This window comes from Gordonia sp. SGD-V-85, from assembly GCF_001456905.1.
Taxonomy (GTDB): Bacteria; Actinomycetota; Actinomycetes; order Mycobacteriales; family Mycobacteriaceae; genus Gordonia; species Gordonia hongkongensis.
Genome location: NZ_LNQO01000014.1, coordinates 126,007 through 146,292, shown reverse-complemented (window position 1 = coordinate 146,292; position 20,286 = coordinate 126,007). Strand labels below are relative to the sequence as shown.

The 20,286-nt window shown below is 70.8% G+C and carries 5 protein-coding genes; 1 reads left to right on the top strand and 4 read right to left on the bottom strand.

What is annotated here, in order from left to right:
• Positions 1 to 732 (top strand): HNH endonuclease signature motif containing protein (locus AS181_RS16710; RefSeq protein ID WP_139114215.1); only part of this gene is annotated, 732 nt, incomplete at its 5' end.
• A gap of 476 nt (positions 733 to 1,208) precedes the next feature.
• Here AS181_RS16710 and AS181_RS16705 read toward each other — a convergent pair.
• The 4 genes from AS181_RS16705 to AS181_RS16690 form a co-directional block, all read right to left on the bottom strand.
• Positions 1,209 to 2,969, bottom strand: a complete 1,761-nt coding sequence (locus tag AS181_RS16705; protein ID WP_058252676.1) for a DUF4012 domain-containing protein — start codon at positions 2,967 to 2,969, stop codon at positions 1,209 to 1,211.
• Positions 2,966 to 3,589 carry an arsenate reductase/protein-tyrosine-phosphatase family protein gene (locus tag AS181_RS16700; RefSeq protein WP_231742510.1) on the bottom strand — a complete coding sequence of 208 codons (624 nt, stop codon included), beginning with the start codon at positions 3,587 to 3,589 and terminating at the stop codon, positions 2,966 to 2,968. The genes AS181_RS16705 and AS181_RS16700 overlap by 4 nt, the downstream gene beginning before the upstream one ends.
• Positions 3,583 to 18,510: a non-ribosomal peptide synthetase gene (locus AS181_RS16695; protein WP_058252675.1), complete on the bottom strand. Its 14,928-nt coding sequence runs from the start codon at positions 18,508 to 18,510 to the stop codon at positions 3,583 to 3,585. Before AS181_RS16695 ends, AS181_RS16700 begins: the two co-directional genes overlap by 7 nt.
• A 604-nt stretch (positions 18,511 to 19,114) precedes the next feature.
• A complete protein-coding gene (locus AS181_RS16690) occupies positions 19,115 to 20,179 on the bottom strand; it encodes an LLM class F420-dependent oxidoreductase (RefSeq protein ID WP_058252689.1) in 1,065 nt (354 codons plus the stop codon).
• Positions 20,180 to 20,286: the final 107 nt, after the last annotated feature.

Sequence of the window (20,286 nt, the reverse complement as noted above, 5' to 3'; positions counted from 1 at the left end):
GTACCGGCCGCCGACGACCCATCGCTGAACGCGGTCAACGCCCACACCACCGACGACGGCCGCGTCGAAATCCGGGCCGACCTCACCCAGATCGTGGGCGAGAAGTTCCAGGCCATGATCGACGAACGATCGTGTCCACGGTCCGAACCCGACGGCGCTGAAGATCGTCGCACCGCCGAGCAGCGCCGTGCCGACGCTTTCGAGTTGATCCTCGACCAAGCCGCGATCGGCGCTACCCTCGATACCGTTGGTTCCCCGCGCACTCAATTGATGCTGACCATCCCCGCGACCGGAGAACTCGCAACGCTGCCGTGGACCGGATCGGTCAGCCATGCCACCGCGAAACAGGTGTCGTGCGACGGCTCGCTCACGGAGATCATCCTCGATAGTGAGGGCGTACCGCTGCAGATGGGTCACACCCGTCGGTTGTATCCGTCACACTTACGCAAAGCGATCATCGTCCGCGACGCGTGCTGCATCAAATGTGGTGCACCGCCGTCCCATACGCAGGTGCATCACATCAGGCCGTGGGCCGACGGAGGTCCCACCGACCTCGACAACGGCTGTTTGCTGTGTCAGCGCTGCCACACACAGGTCCACCACCACGGCTGGGACATCGTGATGGGTTTCGACCGCCACCCCTGGCTCGTACCGCCCGTGTCGATCGATCCGCAACGCCGACCGCTACCCGCATACAACCGACGCACCATGCGCCTCGACGACGCCGCCTGACCGGCCCTCCGACACACACTTTCGCGCAGCACCTTTTCGCACCCGGCCATCGCCCGGGATCGCATCTGTCCCTTGACAACTCCACAGTGACGCCCCAGTCGGCTCCGTTCCCGGTCAGATCGTCGGCCGGGGACGGGCCCCGTCGGGGACTACGAAGAAACCCGTTGTGCACGGGGCGAGCCCCACTACTGCTCCCTGAGGAGGCCGGAGCTTGCGGAGGCCGTCACGAAGGGGCCTGGCGAGTTGCGTCGCCAACCCTTCGAGGCTCGTCGACCTCGACGCGCTCCTTCGTCGCTCGCTCGGCCCGGCGGCTAACGCTCCTCGCACCTCAGGGAGCAGAAGGGGCCATCGCTTGCACCCCCTAGAACAGCGGTTTTGTGGTTCTTCGGATTAGGGAGCGGGGTGACGCGCCCTCCGCAAGCGCCGGCTTCCTCAGGGAGCAGGGGCTGGCCGCGCCCTCCGCAAGCTCCGGGTGCTCAGTTCTCCGGCCCACACGCCGGGACGTCGACGGTGACGGTCGGGTCGTCGACGAGCGGCTGGATCGGGACCTCGGCGTCCCCGTGTGCCGAGGTCGGCTCGTCGATCTTCAGCACGATGGTGGCGGTCTCGCCCGGTGCGATGCCCACGCGGGTCGAGTAGTACGGCCGACCGTGCAGGGCCTGCTCGACGTAGAAGGCCCCGCCCTCGCCGAGGGTCATCTCCTTGAGGACCGCGCCCTTCGTCGCCAGGAACTCGACGTTGGCGAGGTTGGTTCCCTTCTTCACCGACAGTTCGGTCCCGAGGTTGCCGGCGACGTAGTCGGTGGTGTCCGTGGTGTCGAGGGTGTTGGTGAGCTTCACCGTGATCGTCGACTCCCTGGTGTCACCCTCGCACCCGCCTGAGGTGTAGCTGATCTCGCGCCGCAGGAAATAGTCCAGCTTCGTTCCGGACGCATTGCCGATGGCCACCTGCAGATAGGGCGACGACGTGTCGGAGATCTGGTGACCCAGCTTCGTCGACTCGAGGATCTTCTGATCCTCGGCATCGGTGCTGTACACCATGATCCGCCGCTCGTGCACGCCACGGCCGAGCGCCTCGAGCAGATCCCGCGTGCTTCCGCCGGAGGTGACGAGTTTGTTCACAACGGCCTGGGAGATGGCCTGCAAGTAGTCCTTTCGCGCGGCGTTGTCGTCGGCGAAGCGCTGATACGCCGTCGACAGCGTGATCGGGACGACGTTGTCGGCGGTGATCTTCTCCCGTCCCACCGACACCGGGCCGACGACCTCGAGGACATACTTCAGCGCGATCGGATCCAGCGCGATCGCCCCGTCGAGCTGGCGGCCGGTCTGGGCGCGCCAGTTCGCCAGCCAGATCTGCGCGGCGTCGGGGAAGTGGGCGCTGAGGTTGCCGTTCCGGAAGTCGGTGTAGGGGCGGTAGTAGGAGTAGATCGCGTCGTACTCGGGGCCGAGGTTGATCTGCGGGGTGGCCGGGTCGCGGAACTCCGAATTCGCACCGAGCTCGGGGATGGTCACCCGGCCCCCGGTCGCGTTCAGTACCGCGAAACCACCGACGAGGCCGCCGGTTCCACGAGCCTCGGACGGTGTCTGGAACGCCATGAAGTAGTTGCGCGGACCGTCGGCGCCGAGCATCGACGGGACGAGTTCGGCCGCGATGCTCGTCGCCTGCACCGTCGAGTCGGCAGCCTCGACCTGCTCGGCGAGCTGAGCCCGGGCATCAGCCACGACGCCCAGCCAACTCGGTTCGATCGCCGAGACCTGGGCGGCCACCGCCGCCGACTCCTCCGCGACCGACTTCAGCGCCGGCTGCGCATCCCGCAGCAGTGCCAGGTTCACGGTGTTGCCGGTGCGCAGGCGATTCGGGTCGAGCACGGTGGCGAGGTCGGCAGCCGGCACCAGCACGTCGGCCGACAGCGCCGCAACGGCATCGCTCATCTGCTGCACCGATTTCAGCGGCGATCCGACGACCGGCACCGCCGCAGCCGCCGACCACAGGAAACCGTTCGCACGGTCCTGGGCGTCCTCGGCCCGCACCGACGCCGCCTCGGCCGCCTGACGGGCGCCGGCCTGATCGCCGTCGAGCATCAACGCCCGGGCCCTGCTCGCATCCGCGCGCACCGATTCCAGGTCGTCGCGGACCTGGAATGCCGAGTACGCCAGCCAGATCAGCGCGGCGGCGACGAGCAGCAGCACCACCGCGACGACCTGGACGACGCGGTTACCCGCCAGCCGCCGGATCATCGGCTCTCCCCCGTCGCGTGCCGGCCCGGTCGAGTGGCGGAGGCCTGCTCGGCGGACGATTGGCCCGCTCGCTTCGCTCCCGGCGCCGCCAGCCACGTGACCAACGCCTCGACCTTCGGTTCGACCTCGGCGAAAACCCGGTCGAAGTCCTCGCGCGGGCGGCCCATCGGGTCGACGATGTCGAGCAGGTCCGAGTTCGGATCGAGGCGTCCACGCCCGGCGATGATCTCCGGCAGCGCGCCGAGGTCGCAGAGCGCGGCGAACTCGGTCAGCGTGAAGACCCGCTTCCAGCGTGCCGGGGCCATCTGCTGCGCGGCGGCACGGTGTTCGCGGCTCATGCACAGCACGAGGTCGGCCTCGGTGAGCATCGGCGGACGCAGATACCGGGACTCGAACCCCGATGCGTCGTAACCGTTCTCGACCAGGACGGCGGAGGCGTGCGGATGGATGGGCTGCCCGTTGAGCGCTCCGACCCCGGCGCTCGACGACGTCACGGGGACACCCGCCCGGCCGGCGAGGCCGGTCAGCACGCGTTCGCCGATCGGTGAACGACAGATGTTGCCCGTGCACACGAACAGGATCGACATCTGCGGCGTCGCCGCTTCGGATCCGGTCACCATTCCTCCTCGATTCTGCGGGCCACCCGCGCCAATACGTCCGGCTGCCCCAGCTCTGCGTGCGTCGTGCCGGCGTGCAGCACGTCGACGACGACCCGTCCGTCCGGATCGACCGCACGCCTCCAGGCGTCCGGGTCCGGGTTGTCCTGCGCCGCAACGTAGAGCACCTTACCGGCGGCCACCGGACGCAGGTCGTAGGAGCGCGCCGCCGCGGCCAGGCCCCTCGTCCGGTCCTCGAACCGCCGCAGTGCGTCGGGGTCGTGCTGCTCGGCCAGGGCACGCAGGGGGTGATCGGCGGCTCGCAGCTCCGCGTCGTCCACAGTGGCCAGTTCGGCCGGCGTCCGCGCGTCGAGCAGCACCAGCAGCGCGACCTCTTCGCCGAGTTCGACGAGCCGGCGCGCGATCTCATGGGCGACGATGCCGCCGACGGACCAGCCGACGACCCGGTACGGTCCCTGCGGCTGGGTCGCCCGGATGGCCTCGACGTGCAGTGCCGCGATGCCCTCGATCGTCGTCGGCAGATCCCGTTCGGCGAGTACGAGTTCGGGCAGTTGCAGGCCGAACACCGACGCCGACGGCAGGGACTCGCCCAGCGCCCGGAACGGTTCGACGATCCCGGTCGCGGTGTGCACACACCAGACCTCGGGTCGTCGGCCGGTGCCGGGCGACAGCGGCACGACGCGTCGGCCGCTAACGCCGCCTTCCGGGTCGTCGAGCAGCCGGGCGATCTCGGCCGGGGTGCGATGACCGAAGAGTTCCGCCGCGTCGACGACCCGGCCCGTCCGGCGGGCCAGTTCGTCCCGCAACTGCAGCAGGGCGAGCGAATGCCCACCGGCGGCGAAGAAGTCGTCGTCCATGCCGATGGGTGTCCCGGCACCGTCTGCGCCCGCGTGCGGACCGGCCGCCGCGTCGCCCAGCACGGCCCGGAAGGCGTCGAGAACCGCTGCCTCGGTGGCGGTTCCCGGTTCGCGCACGGACTCCGACCAGGCCGGTTCGGGCAGTCGGCGTACGTCGATCTTGCCCGCGCCGCTGAGCGGCAGGTCGTCGAGTACGACGATCCGGCTCGGCACCATGTGCCGCGGCAGCGACGATCGGCACGCGGCCCGGAGCTCGGTGGCCGGCACCGACGGTGCCACCACATAGGACACGAGCGCTGGTCCGACCGGACCCGGCCGCAGGACGGTCACCGAGCGCTCGGCGCCCGCCCGCACGATCACCGCGTCGATCTCGGCGGGTTCCACTCGCTGACCCCGGATCTTGACCTGACGGTCCGCCCGGCCGACGTAGACCAGCTCGCCGGTGTCGCGATCCCACCGCATCAGGTCCCCGGTGCGGTAGCGGCGCACGCCGTCGGCGCCGGCGACGAACGTCGCAGCGGTGAGCGCCGGATCACCGAGATAGCCACGGGCGACCCCGGTTCCGCCGATGTACAACTCGCCGACGACACCCGGCGGGACGTGGCGCAGCTGGGCGTCGAGCACCTCGGCGCCGATGCCCGGTCGCGGATGCCCCAGCCGGATCGGTTCGCCGCGCCGGAACGCACTGGTGGACACGGTCACCGTCGTCTCGGTGGGGCCGTAGATGTTGAGGACCTGGGCGTGCTCCGACCACATCGCGGCCAGATCGGCCGAGAGTGCCTCGCCGCCGATGTACACCAGGCGCAGCGCACCGATCGCCGCCGGTCGCAGTGTGCGGACGACCGAAGGCGTCGCCGTGAAGACGCTGACCCCGGTGCGGTCGAGGAACCGGGTGAGGTCGTCCCCGCCGGTGATCCCGGCCGGGACCACCACCAGGGTCGCGCCGGCGGCGAGTGGCAACAGCATGTCGTGGAACGTGGCGTCGAATCCCGGACTGATGGCCATCCCGACGCGGTCGTCTGGTTCGACGTCGCCGAGCGAGGCCACGCGGTGTACACCGCGATGGGTGACCCCGACGATGTTCGGGGTCCCGGTGGTACCCGACGTGGTGATGACGTAGGCCAGCGCGTCGCGCGACACCGGCGTGACGGGTTCGGACACAACCGGTTCCGTCGGTTGGGCGGGGATGTCGGCGGGCGTGATCACACTCGCCGACGCGCCGGCGACCACGTGGTCGATCCGGGCCGTCGGGTAGGTGACGTCGACCGGTACGCACACCGCGCCGATCCGGCTGACCGCCCAGATGGCGACGACCGACTCGATCGACCGCGGCACCACGACGGCCACCGCGTCACCGGCACCGAGCCCTCGACGTCGCATCGCGCGGGCGGTCACCGAAACCCACCCGTCGAATTCGCGGTAGGTGAGGGACCGGTGCTCGTCGGCGATGCCGGGACGGTCGCCGTACGCCGCGACAGCCGTCGTGAACAGCTCGGCCAGCAGCGGTTCGGCCCCCGTCGTCGAGGATGCCCGCGCCCGGTCGGCGACGAAGCGTCGTTCGGCGCCGGTCAGCGGCTCGATGGCCGCGAGGCGACGTGACGGCTCCCCCACGACGGCGGCGACCGCGGCGACCACTCGCTCGCCGAGGGCGCGGATCGTGCCCTCGTCGAACAGTTCCCGGCCGTGGTGGACGCGCAACCGCCAGCCGCCGGCGTCGGGCACCGCCTCGACGTGGATGTCGAACTCGCTGCGCGGCGACATCCACGTCGGCGCGCCGGTGTCTGCCGGGTCGGGCCCGGGCATCTCCGGATCGGCCATCGAGAACGCCACCTGTACCAGCGGATGCCGCCCGGGGACGCGCGGCGGATCGATCAGGGCGACCACATCGTCGAAGGCGATCGCGGCATGATCGAGCGCCGCCAGGTCGTCGTCGCGGACCGCCGTGATCAGATCGCCGACGGTCATGCCGGGGCGAATCCGGGTGCGCAACACGACCGTGGAGATGAGCATGCCGACCGTGCCGGCGGTGTCGGAGTCGCGGCGCATCGAGGCGGGCGTGGCCAGCGCGATGTCATCGGCCCCCGACTGCACCGCGAGGGCCAGCACCAGGGCCGCGTGCAGGATGTGGAACTCGCTCGCCGACGCCCGGCGCGCGGCTGCCGGAATCGCCTGGCCGACCCCATCTTCCAGCAGATACTCAGTCGTCGAGGTCCGCAGGTCCCGGACGGCGGGACGGCGCTGCGCGAGATCGAGCTCGCCGCTGTGCCCCTCGAGCGCACGCCGCCAGAAGTCCACCAGCACGGCCCGGGACCGCTCCTCATCGGCAGCCAGCCGGCGGGCGACCACCGCGAAACCCGTGGGCGCCGGGCCCAGGTCGAGACCCGCCAGCAGCGCCGCCAGCTCACGCTGCACGATGCCGGCGGATTCACCGTCCATCGCGATGTGGTGCGCGACCACCACGACCGCCGCCGGGGTCACCTCATCGTCGCCGATGACCAGCCACACCCGAACCGGGGGCTCGCCGGCGAGATCGAAGGCCTCGCCGAGCATTCCGATCCCCGCGGGGGTCGTGAGCTCAGCCGCACCCACCCGCCGCAGGGCCGGGCGCCAGGCGTCGAGGACACGCTGCCGGGGACCGTCTGGCGTCGCGAGATACCGGGTACGGAGCGCGGGATGGCGGTCGACGAGCGCCTCGACCGCGCCGACTACCGCGGACTCGTCGGTACCGGGTGGCACGGGTACCACCGCGGGCACGGCGTAGATCGGCACCGCGCCGAGCACCTGCGCGCCCACCCACATCCGGCGCTGCGTGGGGGCGAGTGGGAGGTCGCCGAGGTCGGCCTCCGACGTGCCGGTCGGCGCACCGCCTCCCGCGTCCGTCCCCTCCGCGGGGAGTTCGGTCACCGCGCGTGCGAGCGCGATCGGGGTGGGGTTCTCGAAGAGCACCCGGGTGGGCACGCGGACGCCCAGACGGCGCCCCAGGGCGGAGGTCACCCTGGTGGCCGACAGTGAGGTCCCGCCCATCGTGAAGAAGTCGTCGGTGTCCCCCACCGATCCCGGTGCGACCTCCAGCACCTCGGCCATCACATCGGTGACCGCGGCGACGAGCGGAGCCGAGGGCGCCGGAGGCGACGACGCCCCGGCACCAGCCGGCGCCACCGCGGTGCCCGATACCCGTTCGGCCGCAATGACGTCGACGTCCGGTCCGTCGACCTCCGGGAACGGCTGATCGGCATCGGTTGCCGCCGCGACGACCGATCTGCGGAAGTCGTCGAGAAGCGCCTGCGCGACCACGGTCGGGACGGCGGCGGAGTGCACCACCGTGATGTGCAATTCGTCGTCGCGTTCGGCGAGCACGACCTCGACGTCGAACTTGGCGTCGACGGTGTCCGTGTACTCCGGGACCAGCGTGGCGACGACGGAATCCGCCTCGGGACCCGGGCCACCCGCCGACGCTCCGCCGAGCACGATCTCGCCGGAGGACTGGGGCACGACGTCCTGGTTGACCAGCAGTATCGAGATCAGCGGGTCCCCGGCCTCCCGGCCGTCGGGACGGACCGTGCGGGCGACGTCCTCGTAGGGGACCTCGCTGTGCGGTTGGGCGGCCAGGGCGGCATCGCGAGCCCGCACGACGGCGTCGCGGATCGGGAGCTCCGGATGCAGTTGCGTCCGCAGGGCGACGGTGTTGACGAACATGCCAACCACCGACTCCCACTCCGGCGCGTGCCGGCCGTGCACCGGTACGCCGATCAGCAGGTCCCACTCACCGGTCCACCGGCCCAGCACCGTCGCGAGCGCGGCGTGTGCGACCTGGAAGACGCTCGCCGACATCGCTTTCGCGGTCTGGTGCAGTGAATCCGTGCCGACGATCGACGCCGACAACCGCCCGGCGGCAGCGTCGCGCGGCCGCCCGCCGGTGTCCGCGATTCCCGGCAACCGGAGCGGGCCGGGGGCATCGGCGAGCGTCGACGTCCAGAAACGCAGTTGCCGTGCGTATCTGCTGCGCGGATCGGACGGGTCGCCGAGGCGGGCGATCTGCCACTGCGTGAAGTCGGCATAGGTGAACGCCTCGTCGGCGGGGACCGAGAGCCGCTGGCCGTCGTAGGCACGGAGCAGGTCCGTGAGCAGCACCCGGATCGACCACCCGTCGATCGCGACGTGATGCAGGACCACCGCCAGATGGGTGTGCGGATCCTCCGCCGAGTCGAGCTCGAAGACCGCGGCCCGGAACCCGGTCTCGGACTCCAGATCGAACGGCCGGCGCAGGAAGTCGTCGATGTCACGACGGAGACCCTCGGGACCCGTCGCGGCGTCGACGAGGCGATGCCGTAGCACCGGACTCCGATGCTCGATCCGGCGCTGCCGTGGACCCGACGGCGAATCCGGGTGGACCGTCCGGAGGACGGCATGAGCCGCGACCACCTCGTCGACCGCCTTCCGCAGGCGGGCGAGGTCGACACGGCCACTCATCCGCAACACGAGCGGAACATGGTAGGCCGTCGAACGCGGATCGAACTGATGGTGAATCCACATGCGGCGCTGCGGATATGCGAGCGGCAGGAACTCCGGCACCGGGAGTCGGGTGGGTGCCGCGCCGGACTCCACTCCGCTTCCGGCGCCGGTATCACCCGGCCCGGCCAGCAGTTCGTCGACACGTCGCGCGACTCCCGCGACCGTGCGTGCTTCGAAGATCTCGCGGACCCCGATGTCCGCACCGGTCGCCGCCGTCAGTCTCGACGTCACCTGCGTGGCCGACAGCGAGGTACCGCCCTCGGTGAAGAAATCGGAATCGGCGTCCAGCGACTGGACGGGACGGTCGAGGACCTCCGCCCACACCGCGGTCACCAGTTCCTCGGTGGCCCCCGACGGCGGCCGTCCGGGGCGGACATCCGAACCCGCTGCCGCACCGGCGAAATCGGGATCGGGCAGCGCCGCCACGTCGATCTTCCCGTTGCGTCCGAACGGCAACGCCGGGACACCGACGATCGCACTCGGGATCATGCTGCGCGGCAACAGGTGCGCGAGCTGACGAGGCAGGTCGGCCACTTCCGCATCGTCTCCGTCGACCACGACCCACGACACGAGGATCTTCTCGCCCGCCGGGGTGGTCCGCGTCGCGGTCACCGAGGTCGCCACGCCGGGCAGCCCCGACAGCGCCGCATCGACCTCACCCGGCTCCAGACGCACGCCGCGGATCTTCACCTGGTCGTCGGTGCGACCGTGGATCACGAACGTGCCGTCGGGACGCCGGTGGACGAGGTCACCGGTCCGGTACATCCGCCCGCCGGCGATGAACGGGTCGGTGCTGAACGGATCGGGGACGAACGCCCCGGCCGTCGTCGCCGGGTCGTCGAGATACCCTCGGGCAAGGCAGTTCCCGGAGAGGTACAGTTCGCCGACGGTGTGGTCGGGCACCGGCCGCAGGGCACCGTCGAGCACATACATCCCCACACCCGGCAGCGGAGCGCCGATGTGAACCGGCCCGCCCGGAGTTGCGGTGTACCGCGCACTGCTGACCGCGACGGTGGCCTCGGTCGGGCCGTACTCGTTGCTCAGCGTGTGGCCGGCCGTCCACTCCCGGACCAGCCCGGCGCCGAGGGGTTCACCGCCGACCGCCACGTGACGAACACCGGGGACTTCGTCGGGCCGCAGGGTCGCGAGCACCGACGGGGTGGTCAGCAGGACGCTGACCCGTTCGGCGCCGACGAACTCGGCGAGCTCGTCCGCGGCGATGACATCGGGCGGGCACACGACGATCGTGGCGCCGGCGACCCGCGGGGGCACGAGCCCCATCAGGTGTGCGTCGAATCCGGTTGCATACGTGTGCAACACCGCGTCCGACGAGTCGAGCCGCAGTCGGGCCACGGTGTCGCGCGCCCAGTCCGTGAGGCCCCGATGGGTCACCTGCACACCCTTGGGCAGTCCGGTCGTCCCCGAGGTGAAGGTGATGTAGGCGACGTCGTCCACCGACAGCGGGCGCACCCGCTCGGCGGCGGCGAACGGCAGCGAATCCGCCGCATTCGCACCGGAATCGGTATGTCGGGCGAGCAACTCGTCAAGGGCGAGCACCGGGATGCCGCCGGTCACGGATTCCGCGGTCGCCGCGAGGGTGACAACGGCACGCGGTCGGCACCGCTCGATGATCATCTGCCGGCGCCCCGCTGGGTCGGCCGGATCGACGTTCACGAACGCTGCGCCCGCGCGGGCGACCGCGACCGTGGCGAGCACGCCGAAGACCGAGCGCGGCAGCAGGGCGACCACCACGTCCCCCGGACCGATTCCCGCCTCGATGAGCGAGCGAGCCGTGAACGTCGCGAGCCGGTCGAGGTCGGAATTGGTGAGCGAGACACCCGACCCGGGCACCGGATGGCGCCGGTCGACGACCGCGATCGCATCCGGATCGTCAGCGAGCCCACCGGTCAGCAGCTCGTCGAGCGTGTCGAACTCGCGAATCCGATTCTGCGGCGCGATTTCCGGGACCGACGTCGGGTCCGACGGGGCGAGCAGCGCCGCGACCGTCCGGTTCGGTTCGCGCACCCCGCGCCGGATCGTCTCGACGACGAGGTCGCACAGAGCGTCCAGTCTCGCGGCACTCGCCACCGCATCCGTGCACGTCATCATCAGATGCAGCGCACCGTCCCGGCGGTACATCGACACGTCCACACCGAACAGCGGCACTCCCCCGAAGGCACTCGCGTCCGACGGGACGCTCGCTGCCGCAGCCGGACTCGCCGCCACCAGCTCGTCCGGGACGGCGCCGAGGGAGACCTCGAACAGCGGGGTGCCCGCCTTGACACGACCGGGATCGGCGATCTCGGTGATCTCGGTGAGCGGGAGGTCGGCGTGCGCGAACGCGCCGAGGTCGACCGCGGTGACCGAGGCCAGGAGGTCGACGAACGGCAGGTCGACGTCGATCGGGGTGTGCAGGGGTACGGCACGGGCGAACAGCCCCGGCACGGAGACCAGGCGCGGGTCGATCCGCCCGGACAGAGCGGTGCCGATCGTGACCACCTCGGCGTCGGACTGCCTTGTCAGCACCGCCGCGAGCGCGGTGTGCACGACGATGAACGGAGTGCTGTGTCTGGCCACCGCCAGATCGTCGAGTGCTCCGGTCTCGGTGCGGTCGAGCGACCGGTGCGCACGGTGCACCACCGCTCGTCCCGGCGCGGACGGATGCGGGGCCGCCGGGTTCAGTTCGGGCAGGCGCAGTGGTTCGACGGCCCGATCGAACGCCGAGACCCAGTGCGCGACGAGCTCGGTCCGCCGGGCGGCCAGCGACCCGGCTCGCCACGCCGAGTACTCCTGGTAGTCGACGTCGGCGGGCGCCGGGAGGGTCCCGGACAGGGCGGATCGCAGCTCTGCGGACAGGATGCCGAACGACTCGCCGTCGACCGCGATGTGGTGCGCGACGACGAGAAGCCAGGTCTGCCCGTCCACCGCGCAGATCCGTACCCGCCAGGGCAGTTCGGCGGCCAGGTCGATCGGCGTGTGCAGCGTACGCAGAGCGGCGTCGACCGACTCGATGTCTGCGACCGAGACCGTCTGCGCCAGTTGCGCTCTCAGTTCACCCGCGACATGGGAGTCGGGTCGGCGACGCTGCACCGGGCCGTCGGGACCCGAGGGGAACACGGTGCACAACGCGTCGTGCCGCGTCACGATCTCGAGCAGGGCACGGCGCAGCTCGTCGGGGCCGGCGTCGACGGGGAGGGCGAGCGGCATCAGATACCCGGTGAAGTCCGGCTCGGTGCGCCATCGGAGCCATAGATCCATCTGCTCGGGGGTCAGCGGCAGATCCACCCCGTCAGCGGTTGCGAAGTCGGCGAGACCGGTCCGGGAGCCGTCGGCGATCGTGCGCCCCGAACTCGCCGCGGACTCGATGTGCGCGGCGAGCGCGGCCACCGTCGGATGGGCGAACACATCGGCGACGGAGACTTGGTCGCCGACACCCGTCAGTGTGGCCGCGAGTCGCGCTGCCGACAGTGATGTTCCTCCGGTCGCGAAGAAGTTGGTGTCCGCGGCGACCACGGCATCCGTGCCGGTCACCGCGCGCATGGCGTCGGCGACGGTCTGCTCGGCCGGTGTCAGTGCTCGGGTCGATCCCGTCGGCACCTCGGGCAGCAGATCCGTGAGCCGGTGGCGGTCGAGTTTGCCGGTCGGGGTCATCGGCCAGCCGTCGACGATCGCGAGTCGCGCCGGGATCATGTGCGCCGGGAGCCTGGTCGCACAGAACACGAGGATCTGCTCGGCGGAGAGGGCGTCCAGCACATCGAAGTCGGCGAGGCCGTCCTCGGTGACGAATGCGAGCAGCCGTTCCTCGCCGCGGCGGCTGCCCGGGTCGAGGAGCACCCGCGCGTCGCCGACGCCGGGGTGCTCGCGCAGCACCGACGTGATCTCACCGAGTTCGATGCGGTGCCCGCGGATCTGGACCTGGTCGTCGCTGCGGCCGAGATAGACCATGCGGCCGCCGGCGATCTCGCGTACGCGGTCGCCGGTACGGTACATCCGGCGGCCGGTGCCGCGCGGGTCGGCGACGAACCGCGCGGCGGTCGTGGCCGGGGCGTTGTGATAGCCGAGCGTGACCTGATCGCCGCTCACGTACAGTTCGCCGATGGCGCCCACCGGGACCGGGCGTAGGTCGCGGCCCAGGATCGCCGTCGAGACGCCGTCCAGCGGGACACCGATGTCGCTGCGGGCGTCGTCGACATCGACGTCGACCGCCGTGAGGTGCACGGTCGTCTCGGTGATGCCGTACATGTTGACCAACCGGACGTCCGGATGCGCGGCCGACCACTCCCGTAACAGCCCCGGCGACAACGGTTCGCCACCGAAGACGACGGCCCGCAACGCGAGTGATCCGGCGTCCGGGGGGGCAGCGGCCACCGTCGGGTCGACGAGGTTGCCGAACGCCGTCGGGGTCTGCGAACAGACGGTGACCCCGTACCGGTCGATCGCCGCCGCCAGCAAGCGCGGGTCGAGCACGGTGGCGCGCTCCAGCACGACGACGGCACCACCGGAGGCCAACGGCCCCAGGATCTCCCAGACGGAGAAGTCGAACGCGTAGGAGTGCACCCAGCTCCACACGTCGTCGTCGGACGCGGCGATCGTGTCCAGCGCGGCGCCGAGCATGGCCGCCAGATTCGCGCGGGTCACCAACACGGCTTTCGGGACGCCGGTGGAGCCGGAGGTGTGGATCACATAGGCGCCACCCGGAACCGGTTGTGCACGTTCGCTTGTCGCGACGGCGCGCACCGCCGGCCCGGCTTCGATCACCGCGACGGGTGCGGTCGCGTCGACGATCAGCTCCGTCCTCGACGGCGGATCGTCGGGTTCGATCGGCACGTACACGGCATCGGCCAAGAGCACCGCGACGATCGCGATCACGGTCTCGACGCTCCGGGGCAGCGACAGCGCGACTCGGTCGCCCGGTTGTACCCCGTTCTCCCGCAACGTGTTCGCGAGGGCCTCGGCGCGACCGAGCAGATCCCGGTAGGTCAGAATCGCGTCGTCGGCGATGACGGCGGCGGCGCCCGGCTTCGCCTGCGCACGGCGTCGCAGGGCATCGATCGGGTCGACGGGAGCGGTCCGGCGGCTGCGGGCGGAGAGCGCCCGGTCGGCGGGAACCGGGATGCACGCCGCGACGACCGAGTCGGGCGTCGCGACACCGAGCGCGGCGACCGTCTCGACGAATCGGTCGAGCAGGTGGCCGGCAGCCATCGGGTCGACCCGGCGTTCGGCGACGGTCAGCGCGACCGACAACCCGTCCGGTTCGTCGAAGACGGTTACTTCCAACGCGGTTCGCGCCTGGCCGGCGGACAAGGTCTGGACCTCGGCGAACACCGCCGGGTCGGCGACGTCGGGCCGGGAGGCGTGATAGGCGAAGATGACATCGGCGAGCCCCGTCGGTGCCGCGTCGGCGTGGGTGATCGCCGCCGTCAGGCCCGCGCCCACGCGGGCGAGGGCCTCCGCAACGCTATTGCTCCGTACCCCGGTGATCCGCACCGGCACCGTCTCGACGAACATGCCGACCGGGCGTAGTTCCTCGGTGGTGAATCGCCCTGAGACCGGCACCGACAGCACGAAGTCGTCGGAATCCGAGTACTCGGCCAGTACGGCCGAGAGCGCCACGCACAGCATCGTGTTGAGCGTCGTCCCGGACTCGCGTGCACGAGCAGCGGCACGGTCCCGGGCCCCACGGTCGACGTCACGACGCAGGACGGTCGCCGGGCCGGAGGTGAGTCCCGCCGGCACCGGTTGCGCCGGCTCCGGCAGCACGATGCGAGAAGGAGCCTCCCGCAACGTCTTCGCCCAGTGGACCTCGGCCGCCGCATCCGCCGCGGCCGGCCGCGCGGACAGCGCGGCACTGAAGGCCACCGCGTCCTCCGTCCACACCGGAGTCGCACCGTCGAGACGAGCACGCAGTGCATGCGCGAAGTCGTCGACGACGATGTGCAGCGACCACTCGTCGATCGCGATGTGGTGGGCGACGAGAACGAGCTCGGTCCGTCCGCGGGTCTCGTCGACGACCGCACGCCACGGCAGGTCCACCGTCAGGTCGAAGGGGGCCGCGACGGCGAGGTCGATGCCGGTCGCGTCGAGGGTGGCCGCGGTCACCGGCGCGGCAACCTTTGCCTCGTCGACTCCGCGGACGACCGCGACCGGCTCCCCGCCGTTGTCGGGGTACACGGTCCGCAGTGCCTCGTGCCGCGCCGCGACGTCGATGAGTGCGGCGCGGACGACTTCGGCCGAGATGCCCTCGGCGAGAACGACATGCACCGGCAGGTGATAAACGGTCGCCTGCCGGTCGGCGCGATTGAGCAGCCAGATCTCCTGCTGCGCGCGGGTCGGCCGGTAGCGGACGGTGCCCGCGGGATCACCCGGCGCGGCGCGGCGCGGCGCGGAGGCCTCGAGGACGGCGGCGAGTTCGGCGAGGGTCGTGACATCACCGAGATCGCGCACGCTGACGACGACCTGCAAGGTGTCACCGAGGTGCGTGGCCAGTTGCATGAATCCCAGTGACGTGGCGCCGAGCTGGACCAGTTCGTCGTCCAGGGACGGCTCGGGCACGCCGAGGACGGACGTCACCGCGTCGGCAACGGCGCGTTCGACCGGCGTCGACGGACGGCGGCGCGCGGCCCGCGTTTCGGGCGCCGCGGCGATCAACCCGGCGGCGGCAGACCGGTCGACGCCGCCGAACCCGTCGAGCGGCACCGCATCCAGGATCGCGACCCGGCGCAGCCACAGCACCGCCGGGAGTTCCGCATTGACCCGGCGTCGAACCGCCGCCCGAATCCGTTGCGGATCCGATGGTTCGGTCGCCTCCGACGAGGAACGGGCCGGCACGAGTCCGAGCGCGAGCCCGTCACCGTCGCCGAGTACGGTCGCAGTCGCTGCCACGACCCCGGGGACCTCCGTGGCGGCACGTTCGAGCAGTGCGAGATCGACTCGGATGCCGTCGATCTCGACGATCTCACCGGCGCGGTGATCGATGACGAGAAGTCCCGTCCCCGGTTCGAGATGCCCGCGGTCGCCGGTGACCAGCATGCGCCGGCCGGGATGCCACGGACAGGCGACGAGTGTCGGCGACGTACGCGAGCCTTCCCCAGCGAAGTGCTGTGGCACAACGCTTCCCACGACGTACACGTCGCCCGTGATGCCGGGCGGCAGGGGTCGTAGACGGCGGTCGAGGATCGCGATGCCGACGCCGTCGCGCGGGTGTCCGCTCGGGAGTGGCCGGCCGATCGGCTGGTCGGGACGGACACGGTTCGCAGCGGTGTAGGGGCCCAGCACGCCCCGAGGGCTGTAGGCGGTCCGCACATCCCGGCCGGCGGCGTATCGGACGGCCGGCGCCGGCGCTGCGCCGGCGTCGACGATCAGCACCGTCGTCGCGGCGCCGCGCCCCGTGTCGTCGGCAAGTAACCCGGAGGGCACGATCCGGTGCGTCACTCCGGCGGCGTCGGGCTCGACGAGCCGCAACCCGTGGGCGGCACCGGCGACGATCTCGAGGTGGGCCGCCCAGGAGGCCATCGGCGCCGTGACCGCGAGCTGTCCGTGTCCCGCATCGGATGTGTTGTGGCCGAATGATTCCGGCGCGAACAGGCCGTCAACGATGAGCGCGGCCACGGCCCGCTGCGGGAGTGCGACCACACCCTCGGCGCCGACGGCGAAGCAGGCGGTGTCCTCCAGACGGGGCGACGCGGGCTCCGCCGACGGCGCGACCCCGGTCAGTCCGGCCAGCGTGTGCACGTCCTCCGCGCGGACACCGGCCGGCACGTCCGCATCGTCGTCGGCGATCACCAGCACGCCGGACACCCCCGGGACATCCGGCGACACCGAGTGCGGTGCTGCGGGATCGAGCAGGATCACGGCGGCCCCCGTCGCCGCGACGGCCCACCACGACAGCACCCGGTCCGCGTCCGACCCGACCAAGACGCCGACCGCCGAGCCGGGTCGCGCTCCGAGCGTGCGCAACCGGGCGCCGAGATCGCGAGCCCGCGCGTGCAGCTGTTCGAAGGTCAGCAGCGTTGCGTCCGAAGATGTTCCAGAGATCTCGACGGCGGGATCACGCCGGTGCCGCAGCGCGACGTCGGTGAGGGCCGTCCAGACGGTGCCCGCGTCCGGCGCCTCGTTCGCCGGCAGCTCACGCGCCTCTCCGGCCGAGGTGTCGGCGAAACGCAGCGGCAGGTCGTCGACGCGGGTGTCCGGCGCCCGGAGGAGCGCATCGGCGAACGTGTCGAGCATCGACAGGAACTGCCCGTGGTGTTCGGCGACCTCCGCGTCGTCGTATCGGTTGGGGTTCGCCTCGACGCCGATCATCAGCGAGGAATCCTGATCCTCACCGGGTACCGGGTAGATGTTGATCGTCAGGTCGTCGGCTGGGCCGACGGTCAGGATGTGAAACGTGGCTCGTGCTTCGCCGCAGGGGAATTCGCGGTCGAACAGCATCAGGTTGAGCATCGGACCGGAGCGTTCCTGAGCCGCCGTGCGCGGTGTCGCCCCGGAGGATTCGTCGGCGGCGAGGTCGGCCCAGATGTCCTCGCCGCGGTAGCGCTGGTGCCGCAGCGCGCCCATGAGCGCGGCCTGGGTGGACGCGAGCGCGTCGGCGACGCTGCCCGATCCGGTGACCCCGGTGCGCAGCGGCACGATGTTGGCGACCGGGAGCGGGGTGGCACGCAGCGCGGCGGTCGTCCGCGCGGCGACCGGGAACTGGAAGATCACCTCGTCGCCCTGCGCGGCCGCGCGGCCCAGATAGGCCGCGAAGGCGGCGACGAGAACGTTGGGCAGGATCGTCGAACCGCGTTGTGCGGCAGCACGTAACCGCGCCATCGTGTCGGCGGGCACCGCGGCGGCGACGCGTCTGGCAACGGCTGCGGGACGTCCCGGGCGGTGCGCCAGGGTCGCGGCGATCCCCACGCCCGCCATGTTCTCCCGCCAGTACGCGCGGTCGGTGGCGAAGCGCTTCGACTGGCGGTACTCGGCGTCGGCGCGGGCCGGAAGGTCCAGGTCGACCGGCTTCTGGGGCGGCGCGGGCTCGCCGGTGACCGCCGCGTGATAGGCCGCGAGGGCCTCGACCATCCGGTCCTTGCCGCCCATCCCGTCCGAGAGCAGGTGATGACCGCGGTTGTAGACCAGCGCCTTGTCGTCGGACAGCCGGAACAGGCACCCGCGTGCGGTCCGGTCCACCCGGGGGTCGAGGGGTCGCGAATAGTCCTGCGCCATCATCTCCTCGGCGACGGCGCGCGGGTCCGGCCGGTCACGGAGATCGATGATGTCGGCCCAGTAGTGCAGGGCGGGGTCGTACACGCCGACCAGCCCGTCCTCGGTGTCGACGAACCGGAGCTGGGTGAACTGCGCGCGCTGCACCACCGTGCTGGTCGCCCGCACGAAGAGCTCGGCGTCGATGGGACCGTCGATCTCGACGTACTGGGCGACGTTGATCGGCACATCGAGCGCCGCCTGCTGGGTGAACCACAGCGATCGCTGGGCCGCGCTGAGGGTGAAACGACGCGGGGCGTCGGGGTCGGAGGGACCCGACGGGGCCACGAACTCGCGCTTGGACGAATCGCTCATACGACGACCCGGCCTCTACGCGTGCGGCCGGGGAGAACGGGGCTCACGGGGCGGGCCGACCGTCTGATCCCCCCGGTCCCAGAAATGCCATGCCACACCCAGCCGTGCATGAAAAAGGCATGCGTCGGCCGCGAGATCGAAACACGGGCGTCGTCGAATTCAACGCCTTGCCTCACCACCCACCATGTGCCGTCCTCTTGTCACGCCGATCCGTTGCCGCCGGTCGCGTGGTGATTCTCATCATCGACGCGTCACCGGGGCGAACGGCCATTTCCCGACACTGTCATCGCGACGGCCGCTCGGCGTGAAACCGATGCGGGCCGAGCGGATGACAAGAGCCTATGGGACGGGTTGTCGCCTCACAACTCGGGGGGAACGCCGTTACTGACGCTAATCGATGTGAACGGAATGGTATTTCGCGCGACCTGCGACGGGATTCGGAAACACCGTGAATGCACACCCGAATTCACGGTCGGCAGAACATCGTCGAAGTGTAGTGAAATGTCTCGGAATTGCACCCGAGGAGCAAATGACCGAGAAAGGAAAACGACGGCCGTGCGTACACGGGCCGTCGTTTTCCGGACAACAATCGCCGATCGCGCGATCAGCCCCCGAAGATGTCGCGCAGGTGCTCGACCTCGGTGACGCGCTCGGCGTGGGTCGGCGCGGTGGGCGAGGCCAGGATGCACGTGACACCGGCCTCCCGGAACGCCGCGACCCGCTCGGCCACCTGGGCCTTGGAACCGATCAGCGACATCGACGTGACGAGGTCCTCGGGGACCGCGGCGGCGGCCTCCATCTTCTTGCCGTCGAGGTAGAGGTCCTGGATCAGCTTCGCCTCGTCGGTGTAGCCGTAGCGGATGGCGAGCTGGTTGTAGAAGTTCTTCCCACGGGCGCCCATCCCGCCGATGTACAGGGCGGCATGATGGCGCACGAGCTGCTTGGCGTTGTCGATCTGCTCGGCGTCGTCGGAGATGCGGGCGGTGGCCTGGACGACGATGCCCAGATCCCCCAGCGACGGATCGCGCTTGGCCTTGCCCGCCGCCAGCGACTCACCGAAGGCCGCGTCGATCTGCTCGGGGTGGAACAGGATCGGCTGCAGCTCGTCGAACATCTCCGCGGCCAACTCGATTTTCTTCGGGCCGATGGCGGCGAGGAGCAACGGGATGTTGTCGCGTACGGGGTGATTGATGATCTTCAGGGACTTGCCCAGTCCCGAGCCGCCATGCTCCTCGTCGAGCGGCAACGTGTAGTGCTTGCCCTGGTAGTTCAGTTTCTCGCGGCGCCAGACCATCCGGCAGATCTCGGCGTGCTCGCGGGCGCGTCCCAGCGGGTAGTCGTACTTGACGCCGTGGAATCCCTCGATCACCTGCGGACCGGATGCGCCGATACCGAGCACCGCGCGACCGCCGCTGATGTAGTCGAGGCCGGCCGCGGTCATCGCCAGGTTGGTGGGCGTCCGCGAGTACATCGGCAGGATCGCGGTCTGCAGTTCCATCGTCTCGGTCTTGGCCGCGATGTACCCCAGCTGCGAGACGGCGTCGAAGCTGTAGGCCTCCGGAACCGCGATGCGCTGCACGCCCGCGGCTTCGAAGTCCGCGAGGTTGTTGATGGTCTCGCGGAAGTCGCCCGCGTAGTTGATCGGCATGCCCAGCTTCATCGATGTCATGCCGACGGATTCTTCCACAGCGGCGACCGGTTTCCGAGGGTCTGTTGAACGTTCGATAGGTCGGCCCCGGCCGGGGACCCCGCGCACCGGAACTGTGCCCGATGTTT